The 8,891-nt window shown below is 68.5% G+C and carries 10 protein-coding genes; 7 read left to right on the top strand and 3 right to left on the bottom strand.

Annotated elements, in window-relative coordinates:
- From radC to ACE026_RS00380, 5 genes are all read left to right on the top strand, one after another.
- A partial coding sequence (gene radC, locus ACE026_RS00400) for a RadC family protein (RefSeq protein ID WP_486036978.1) occupies window positions 1–554 on the top strand: 554 nt, incomplete at its 5' end.
- A 102-nt stretch (window positions 555–656) separates the two neighbouring features.
- Window positions 657–2,345 (top strand): arginine--tRNA ligase, encoded by a 1,689-nt coding sequence (argS, locus tag ACE026_RS00395; protein WP_259260463.1) that lies wholly within the window; start codon window positions 657–659, stop codon window positions 2,343–2,345.
- An 18-nt stretch (window positions 2,346–2,363) separates the two neighbouring features.
- Window positions 2,364–3,230: an SPOR domain-containing protein gene (locus ACE026_RS00390; RefSeq protein ID WP_346468994.1), complete on the top strand. Its 867-nt coding sequence runs from the start codon at window positions 2,364–2,366 to the stop codon at window positions 3,228–3,230.
- Window positions 3,231–3,443: 213 nt separating this feature from the next.
- A complete protein-coding gene (locus ACE026_RS00385; RefSeq protein ID WP_486036975.1) occupies window positions 3,444–4,226 on the top strand; it encodes a helix-turn-helix domain-containing protein in 783 nt (260 codons plus the stop codon).
- 70 nt (window positions 4,227–4,296) lie between these two features.
- A complete protein-coding gene (locus ACE026_RS00380; protein ID WP_486036973.1) occupies window positions 4,297–4,653 on the top strand; it encodes a VOC family protein in 357 nt (118 codons plus the stop codon).
- Window positions 4,654–4,734: 81 nt separating this feature from the next.
- On the opposite strand, the gene ACE026_RS00375 is transcribed toward ACE026_RS00380, so the two are convergent.
- Window positions 4,735–5,484, bottom strand: coding sequence for an SDR family NAD(P)-dependent oxidoreductase (locus tag ACE026_RS00375; RefSeq protein ID WP_486036971.1), 750 nt, complete (start codon window positions 5,482–5,484; stop codon window positions 4,735–4,737).
- A 97-nt stretch (window positions 5,485–5,581) separates the two neighbouring features.
- A complete protein-coding gene (locus ACE026_RS00370; RefSeq protein WP_486036969.1) occupies window positions 5,582–6,067 on the bottom strand; it encodes a hypothetical protein in 486 nt (161 codons plus the stop codon).
- Between the two features lie 157 nt (window positions 6,068–6,224).
- Here ACE026_RS00370 and ACE026_RS00365 point away from each other — a divergent pair, with 157 nt between their 5' ends.
- Window positions 6,225–6,695 (top strand): YehS family protein, encoded by a 471-nt coding sequence (locus ACE026_RS00365; protein ID WP_176990948.1) that lies wholly within the window; start codon window positions 6,225–6,227, stop codon window positions 6,693–6,695.
- Here ACE026_RS00365 and ACE026_RS00360 read toward each other — a convergent pair.
- Window positions 6,661–7,599, bottom strand: a complete 939-nt coding sequence (locus ACE026_RS00360; RefSeq protein ID WP_486036967.1) for a LysR family transcriptional regulator — start codon at window positions 7,597–7,599, stop codon at window positions 6,661–6,663. The two genes, ACE026_RS00365 and ACE026_RS00360, sit on opposite strands and share 35 nt — an antisense overlap.
- 96 nt (window positions 7,600–7,695) lie before the next feature.
- Between ACE026_RS00360 and ACE026_RS00355 the strand changes: the two genes are divergently transcribed.
- Complete coding sequence (locus ACE026_RS00355; RefSeq protein ID WP_486036965.1) at window positions 7,696–8,886, top strand: MFS transporter; 1,191 nt, start codon at window positions 7,696–7,698, stop codon at window positions 8,884–8,886.
- Window positions 8,887–8,891 lie beyond the last annotated feature (5 nt).

Below are 8,891 nucleotides of genomic sequence, written 5' to 3'. Positions count from 1 at the left end.
CCCCCCCCCCCCCCCCCCCCCCCCACGGCCCCCTGCGCAACCTGCTCGACCTCCCTGCCGCCGCGCTGGCCGCCCTGCCCGGCCTTGGGCCGGCGCGCAGCTGCAAGCTGGTGGCCGGGCTGGAGCTGGCGCATCGCCATCTGGCGGCCGAGCTGGCCCGCGGCGAGAGCCTGCGCGACCCGGCCGCCGCCGGGCGCTACTTCAAGCAGCGGCTGCGCGCCCGGCCCAACGAGGTCTTTGCCGCACTGTTCCTGGACAACCAGCACCGCACGCTGGCCTGCGAGGAGCTGTTCAGCGGCACGGTGGACGCCGCGGCGGTCTACCCGCGCGAAGTGGTCCGCCGCGCCCTGCTGCACAACGCGGCCGCGGTGATCGTCAGCCACAACCACCCCTCCGGCAGTGCCGAGCCCTCGTTGGAGGACCGGCGGATCACCGTGCTGCTGCAGCAGGCCTTGGCCCTGGTGGATATCCGTCTGCTTGACCATGTCGTGATCGGCGACGGAGCCCCGGTATCGATGGCCGCGCGCGGCTGGATGGGCGCGGGAACGGCCTGATCCGAGGCGGGAAACGGCGCCGCTCGGCCCCGGTTCAATGGATCGGGGTGGCTTCTGGGCTAAAATTGCCGATTCCGCCGCTCCAGTCCCAAAGCAGGCCTTGTGAAAAATCTCCTCCGCGCCCTGATCAGCCAAGGCATCGAAGCCTTGCGCGCCAACGGCACTCTGCCGGCCGATACCCTGACCCCGGAATTCGTGGTCGAACGCCCGAAGACCCGTGAGCACGGCGATTTCGCCACCAATGCCGCGATGCTGCTGGCCAAGCCGGCGCGCAGCAACCCGCGCGCCCTGGCCCAGGCGCTGCTCGATGCCCTGCCCAAGAGCAATGATGTGCTGCGCGTCGAGATCGCCGGCCCGGGCTTCATCAATTTCCACCTCGCCCCCAGCGCTTACCAGCGCGAAGCGGCCAGCGTGCTCAAGGAAGGCGCCGATTACGGCCACAACCTGAGCGGCAACGGCCGCACTGTGGGCGTGGAATACGTGTCGGCCAACCCGACCGGTCCGCTGCATGTCGGCCACGGCCGCGCGGCGGCGATCGGTGACTGCCTGGCGCGCCTGCTGGAAGTGAACGGCTGGAACGCCAAGCGCGAGTTCTACTACAACGACGCCGGCGTGCAGATCGAGAACCTGGCGCTGTCCACCCAGGCGCGTGCGAAGGGCCTCAAGCCCGACGACGCCGGCTGGCCGGAAGCCGGCTATCGCGGCGATTACATCGAGGATGTGGCCAAGGCGTACCTGGCCGGCGCCACGGTGGAGCTGGAAGGCCACTCGGTGGTCGGCGAGCGCGACCCGGACAATCTCGATGCGATCCGTCGCTTCGCAGTGGCCTACCTGCGCAACGAGCAGAACCAGGATCTGGCCGCGTTCGGCGTGGACTTCGACATCTACTTTCTGGAAAGCTCGCTATACAAGGACGGCAAGGTCGAAGAGACCGTCGCCCAGCTCAACGCGGCCGGCCATACGTATGAGGAAGGCGGCGCGCTGTGGCTGCGCTCGACCGACTTCGGTGACGACAAGGACCGCGTGATGCGCAAGTCCGACGGCACCTACACCTACTTCCTGCCGGACGTGGCCTACCACCTCTCCAAGTGGCAGCGCGGCTACGAACGCGCGATCACCGAGCTGGGCGCGGACCACCACGGTTCGCTGGCGCGCGTGCGCGCCGGTCTGCAGGCGTTGGACGTCGGCATCCCGAAGGGCTGGCCGGAATACGTGCTGCACCAGATGGTGACGGTGATGCGCGGCGGCGAGGAAGTGAAGCTCTCCAAGCGTGCCGGCAGCTACCTGACCCTGCGCGACCTGATCGAAGAAGCCGGCCGCGATGCCACCCGCTGGTTCCTGATCGCGCGCAAGCCCGATTCGCAGCTGACCTTCGATATCGATCTGGCCCGCCAGCAGAGCAACGACAATCCGGTGTTCTACGTGCAGTACGCGCACGCCCGGGTGTGCAGCCTGCTGCGCCAGGCGCAGGAGAAGAAGCTGAGCTACACGCCGGCCGAAGGTCTGACCGGGCTGTCCTCGCTCGGCGATGAGGCGTCGCTGTGGCTGATGGTGGAAATGTCGCGCTTCCCGGAAGTCGTTGAAGCGGCCGGTCTGGCGCTGGAACCGCACCTGATCGCGCAGTACCTGCGTGAATTGGCGCACGCCTTCCACACGTGGTATCACGGCACGCAGGTACTGGTGGCCGACGAAAACGAACGCAACGCCAAGCTGACGCTGGCCTGCGCCGCGCGCCAGGTCCTGGCCAATGGTCTGAACATCCTGGGCGTTTCCGCCCCGGAAAAAATGTAAGCAGTGGAGAAGCAGTAAATGGCAGCACGACGCGGCAAGAGCCAGGCACGGCGCAACAGCAACCAGGGCACCCCGGGATGGGTGTGGCTGGTTGCGGGTGTGGCGATTGCGGCCGTGGTGTTCCTGGCGGCACCGAACCTGTTCAAGAACGACGGTGATGGCTTCCTGCGGGTTGGCCCGCAGCCGGACCCGAACGCCCAGCCGGCCCCAGTGAGCGACGCCGATACCGACGTCGGCACCGAGCTGCCCAAGCCCGGCGCTGCCAAGCCTGCCGAACCGGCCAAGCCGGCGGCGACGCAGTACGACTTCTACACCCTGCTGCCCGGCAAGGAAGTGGAAATGTCCGATGCCGAGCTGGCCGCCAGCGCACGCGCCGAAGATCAGCGCCGCGCCAAGGCCGATGCGCAGCGCGCGCAGGCGGCGCTGGAAGGCCGTCCGTTGCCGCCCGCACCGGCACCGACCAGCACCGCCGCGACCACCACGCCTGCGCCGGTCAGTACCGCTGCGTTGCCGGCGCCGGTGAATGAACGTCCGGCCGCCACGCCGGCACCGGCGGCATCGGCCCCGGCCACGGTGGCCACCGCGCCGAAGCCGGACGCACCGGCGGCCACTGCACCGGCCGCCGCTGCTGCTGCCGATCCGGCCGCGGGCAACGTGCGTTACATCCTGCAGGCCGGCGCGTTCGGTGCCTCCGGCGATGCCGAGGCGACCAAGGCCAAGCTGGCGATGATCGGTTTGGCTGCACGCGTGGAATCGGCCCAGATCAACGGCAAGACGGTGTACCGCGTGCGCATGGGGCCGTATGGCAGCGCGGGCGAGCTGGCTGAGGCCAAGCAGAAGCTGGATGGGACCGGGCTGCAGGCGATGGCGATCAAGGCGCAGTAGCCGCGCGCCGCGCGACTACCCCAAGGTTGCGCTACGCGAAACCTCGGGCCCCTGCTGGTACCTCCACATCCCCGCGCCTGCCGGCGCGCCCCCTTGCACTCCAAGGGGGCTGTTGCTCCAGATGCAACTTGGACGCCGGCCCTTGGGTCGGCGTTCTTGTTTCAGGCAGCACCCCTCGCTGGCGACCACCTGGCAGTGCGCTATCGTCCACGCATGTCTTCCCGCCCCGATTCTGATGACCTTCCCGGCATTGCCGGTGCGACCGGTCGCTACCGCGAATGGGCGGCACCTGCTCCGCTGCAGGGCTGTTTCGGGCAGCTGTGGCGCAGCGATCTGCCGGTGGGCCATAGCCGCGAGGTTGCGGTGTTGCCCGATGGCTGCGTGGACATCCTGTGGCGCGATGGGCGGCTGTATGCCGTGGGCCCGGATGTGGTGGCCGCACACCCGCAGTTGCTGCCCGGCGCGCAGGTGTTGGGCGCGCGCTTCCAGCCCGGCGCGGCGCGGGCGTGGCTGGGGGTGCCGCTGGACGAACTGGTGGGCACCGCCGTGGAGCTGGATGCGGTGCTGGGACCCCAGGCGCGGCAGCTGGCGGCGCGGTTGAATGACGTGGGCGATGGCGATGCGCGGCAGCGGTTGTTCGCGCAGGCGCTGGCTGGGCTGCCCCGCTCTACCGGTAGCCCCCACCCGGTGGCGGCGCGGGTGTTCGGGCAGGTGCGGGCCGGTGGCCACGATCTGGCCGCGATCGGTTCGGGGCTGCAGATAAGCACGCGCAGCCTGCGCCGGTTGTGCCATGAGCAGTTCGGCTATGGGCCGAAGATGCTGGAGCGGATTCTGCGGCTGCAGCGGTTCCTGGCGCTGGCCCGGGCGAGGCCGGGGGAGGGGCTGGCGGGGTTGGCGGCGGATGTGGGCTACGCCGACCAGTCGCACCTGAGCCGCGAGGTGCGGGCGTTGGCGGGGATCGGGGCGGCGGCGTTGTGCGCGCAGTGGCGTAGCTGACTGGCCGTTTTGTTCAAGACCGGCGCGGCTGCGGTGGCGATGCTGGGGCTCCTTTCGACGAGAAGCGTCCATGAGCACCGCACACGGCAACGATCGCCGCATCGACAACATCGAATTCAATGTCACCGACATCGCGCGCAGCAAGGCGTTCTACGGTGAGGTCTTCGGCTGGACGTTCACCGATTACGGGCCGGCCTACACCGAGTTCAGCGATGGACGCCTGACCGGTGGTTTCACCACCGGCGAAGCGGTGCAACCGGGTGGGCCCCTGGTGATCCTGTATGCCGATGACCTGGTCGCCACGCAGCAACGGCTGCAGGCGGCCGGCGCGGCAATCTGCCGGGCGGCGTTCGATTTCCCGGGCGGGCGTCGGCTTCATTTCCGCGATCCGGATGGGTATGAGTTGGCGGTGTGGACGGCGGTTTAGACGTGCCCATCCTGCATTGTGGGGCCGGATGGGCGTGCAGCCGACCAACGGTCGGCTCTACCGGGTGGCATTCCGGTTGGATCAGTCGCGCGCGACCTGGAAGCCGGCGAACGACTGGCTGACCGGCATCACTTCGAGGCGATTGATGTTCAGGTGTGCCGGCAGCGAGGCGACCCAGAAGATCTGCTCGGCGATGTCATCGGCAGTCATCGGGTTGGCGCCGGTGTAGAGCTTGTCCGAGGCCGCCTGGTCGCCATGGGTGCGGACCACGGTGAATTCGGTTGCGGCCATGCCCGGCTCGATCGTGGTCACGCGCACGCCACTGCCGTGCAGGTCCGAGCGCAGGCCGAGCGAGAACTGGCTGACGAAGGCCTTGGTGCCGCCGTAGGCGTTGCCGCCCGGGTACGGGTACACGCCGGCCACCGAGCTGATGTTGATGATCGCGCCCTTGCGCGCGACCAGCTGCGGCAGCAGGCGGTGGGTCAGCGTCACCAGGGCGGTGACGTTGGTGTCGATCATGGTGCGCCAGTCCTCCAGTGAGGCGCTCTGGGCCGGGGCGGTACCTTGGGCCAGGCCGGCGTTGTTGACCAGCAGGTCGATGTCGGCGAACCCGGCCGGCAGGGCGGCCAGTGCCGCTTCCATTGCCGCGCTGTCGCGCACGTCGAACACCACCGCGTGCACGCGCTCGGGACCGTAGGCATCGACCAGCGGCTGCAGGCGCTCGGCACGGCGCCCGGTGGCGATCACGCGCCAGCCGGCCTGGGCGAAACGGTGGACAGCGGCGGCGCCAAAGCCGGAGGTGGCGCCGGTAATCAGAGCGGTACGGGTCATCGAGGTACTCCGTGGAGATCCCGACCATTTTCGCACCGATGCCCGCCCGGTGCAGCGCCGTGCGCTGCTCCGCTGCCCGCCGCTACGGGGCGTCGCGTCAGCGGATGCGGAACACCCGTGCCTTGGGCAGGTCTTCATCCACCTGCAGGAACCAGCGGCCGGCAATGCCCGGCACCACGACAATCTCGGGGTTGCTGCGGGCGGTCTTGAGCTTCATGTCGCCCTTGAGCACCTGCCACTGCTGGCCATTGTCCAAGGTGAACACGGTGCCGGGGGCCCAGCCGTCCACCTGGCCGGTGACCTTGGCGGTGATGGGGCCGTCGTCCAGCCCGGGGAACATCGGCGCAGGCGTTGGCAGACCCACGCCTGCGGCAGGCGCCGCCCCGACGGCCACCGGGGCGGGGGCATCGGCCTCGGCCTGGCGCAGCAGGCGGTTCAGGGCCTGAAGCTGGGCCGGGGTCAGCCCGACCTCGGCCAGCCCCTGCGGATCCAAGCGCTGCTCCAACGCCACATAGGGAGCCTGCGCCCACGCTGGGCCCACCAGCAACAAGCCCACACACCCAAGTACCTGCCACCTGCGCATTGCCTGCTCCACTGCCTGTCGATGCCTGATCGCGGCACTGTGCTTCACTTTCATGGCAGCCAGATGACAGCGACCACCGGTCGCAGCCGGCCACGCGCCCGGCACGGGGTAAAATGGCCGCCAGCCGCGCAGCCGCGCCGGCGGTATTGGACGTCCCATGATCAACAACGATGTACTGCGCAGCATCCGCTACATGCTCGACCTCAGCGACGGCATGATCGCCGACACCTGTGCCCTGGCCGATCCGGCCTTCGTGGTCGACAAGGCCGATGTGGCCGGCTGGCTGCGCAAGGAAGACGAAGAAGGCTTCGTGCCCTGCGACGACCGCACCCTGGCGCATTTCCTGGATGGCCTGATCGTGCATTTCCGTGGCCGCGACGAGAGCCAGCCGGTGCGCCCGGTGGAAAAGCGCATCACCAACAACCTGGTGCTGAAGAAGCTGCGCGTCGCCTTCCAGCTGAAGGACGTGGACATGCACGAAGTGTTCGACGCCGCGGGTTTCTCGGTCTCCAAGCCGGAACTGTCTGCGCTGTTCCGCCAGCCGGACCACAAGAACTACCGCGCCTGCGGTGACCAGATGCTGCGCAACTTCCTCAAGGGCCTGACCCTGCGCGTGCGCGCCGCCTGAGTGAGGCCTTGGTGCGTGGCTCCGGTGCCGGGGCCACGTGCTGCAGCAGTGCCTCCATGAAGGCCCGCGCCGCCGGCGTGGGCAGGTGTGACCAGACCGCATGCACGCGCCGCGTCGGTGCGCCCTGGATCGCCACACAGGCAACATCGCTGAAACCGGCCGCGATGGCCTGCGGCACGATGCCGACCGCCAGGCCCTGCTGCACGAAACGCTCGACCAACGCCATGTGATTGATCTCGAACGGCACCCGGTGCGGCAGCCCCGCGGCGGCGAAGGCTTCATCGGTCTGCCGGCGCGCACCGCTCCCATGCGCGAAGTCCACCAGCGGCAGCTCGGCCAGCGTCGCCAGCGAGAGCCGTTTACGCCTCGCCAATGGATGGTTCAGGGGCAGCACAGCGACCATCGATTCCTCTGCCAGCAACTGATGCTGGGCGCCCTCGATCGGGGTACCCGGCGACAAGCCGACGAGCGCCACATCCAGCCGCCGCTCGCGTACATCGGCCATCAGCACTTCGCTCTTGTCCATGCGCAGGCGGAACTCGACCTGCGGATAGCGCTGGTGAAAGGCCGCCAGGCAGGCGACCAGATCCACGGCGGTCAACGAGGTGATCTGGCCGATGTGCAGGATGCCGCGCACCTGGCCACTGACGGCGGCAACGTCATCGCGCAGATGCCGCAGCGAGGTGAGTACCTGGCGTGCGTGCGTCAACAGTGCTTCACCGGCGGGCGTTACTCTGACCTGACGCGGCAGGCGCTCGAACAGCGTGGCCTGCAGTTCGTCTTCGAGATGGGCGATCTGGTGGCTCAGCGCCGACTGCACGACGTGGCAGCGCTGCGCGGCACGGGTGAAGTTGCCTTCCTCGGCCAGCGCCACCGCGAACTCGAGCTGCTTGAGGTTCATCATGCCATCTCATTTTCAGATGCATTGGATGATAACTATTCATTTCCTTCATTTGCCGATCGGGCGGACACTGGCGTCCCTTCTTTCCTGGAGCCCGTCATGACCCACGACGTGCCCTTGCCACTCAGCCGCTGGCAGGTCCTGCTGATGGCCTTCGCCACCGGGGTTGCCGTGGCCAGCAACTATTACGCGCAGCCGCTGCTGCACACCATCGCCGGGCAGTTCGGGGTGTCCTTCGCGCGTGCCGGGACGGTGGTGACCGTGGCCCAGCTGAGCTATGCGGCGGGCCTGATCCTGCTGGTGCCGCTGGGCGATCTGTTCGAACGGCGCCGGCTGATCGTGGTCATGTCGCTGCTGTCGGCGGCAGGGCTGGTACTGAGCGCGCTGAGCCATCAGTTCGTCTGGCTGCTGGTGGGCACCGCGCTGACCGGGCTGTTCTCGGTGGTGGCACAGGTGCTGGTGCCGTTCGCGGCGACGCTGGCGCGGCCGGAAGAGCGCGGCCAGGTTGTCGGTACGGTAATGAGCGGCCTGCTGCTCGGCATCCTGCTGGCGCGCACCGTAGCCGGGGCGCTGTCCTCGCTGGGCGATTGGCGCACCGTGTACTGGATCGCCGCGGCAGCGCTGGTGCTGACCACGGGCATGTTGTATCGGCATCTGCCGCGCTTCCATCAGACCGCCGGGCTGGGCTATCTGCAGCTGCTGCGCTCGATCGGCACGCTGTTCGCGCAGGAACCGGTGTTCCGCCTGCGCACCGTGCTGGGCGCATTGAGCTTTGCGATGTTCGCGATCTTCTGGACGCCATTGGCGTTCCTGCTCGCGGCCGAACCGTATGGCTACAGCGATGCGACGATCGGGCTGTTCGGGCTGGTGGGTGCGGCCGGCACGCTGGCCGCCGGTGTAGCCGGGCGCATGGCCGACCGTGGCAAGGCTGCGTTGGCGACGACCGTGGCGCTGGTGCTGCTGGCCGCGTCGTGGCTGCCGCTGGGCTTCTCCACACACTCGCTGATCGCACTGGTGCTGGGCGTGATCGTGCTCGATCTGGCTGCGCAGCTGTTGCACGTGAGTAACCAGAACGTGGTGTATGCCCTGCGCCCGGAAGCACGCAACCGGCTCAATGCCGGCTACATGACCGGCTACTTCATCGGTGGCTCGCTGGGTTCACTGGTCTCGGCGCAGGTCTTTGATCGCTTCGGCTGGACCGGCGTGTGTGTCACCGGTGCAAGCGTTGCGCTGGTGGCGATGGCGGTGTGGGCTGTGGCGGTGGTAGCGGAGAAGCGTGTGGCTCGGTAGAGGCC

The organism is Stenotrophomonas sp. AGC87 (genome assembly GCF_057333975.1).
This window is presented reverse-complemented; position numbering and strand designations above follow the sequence as displayed.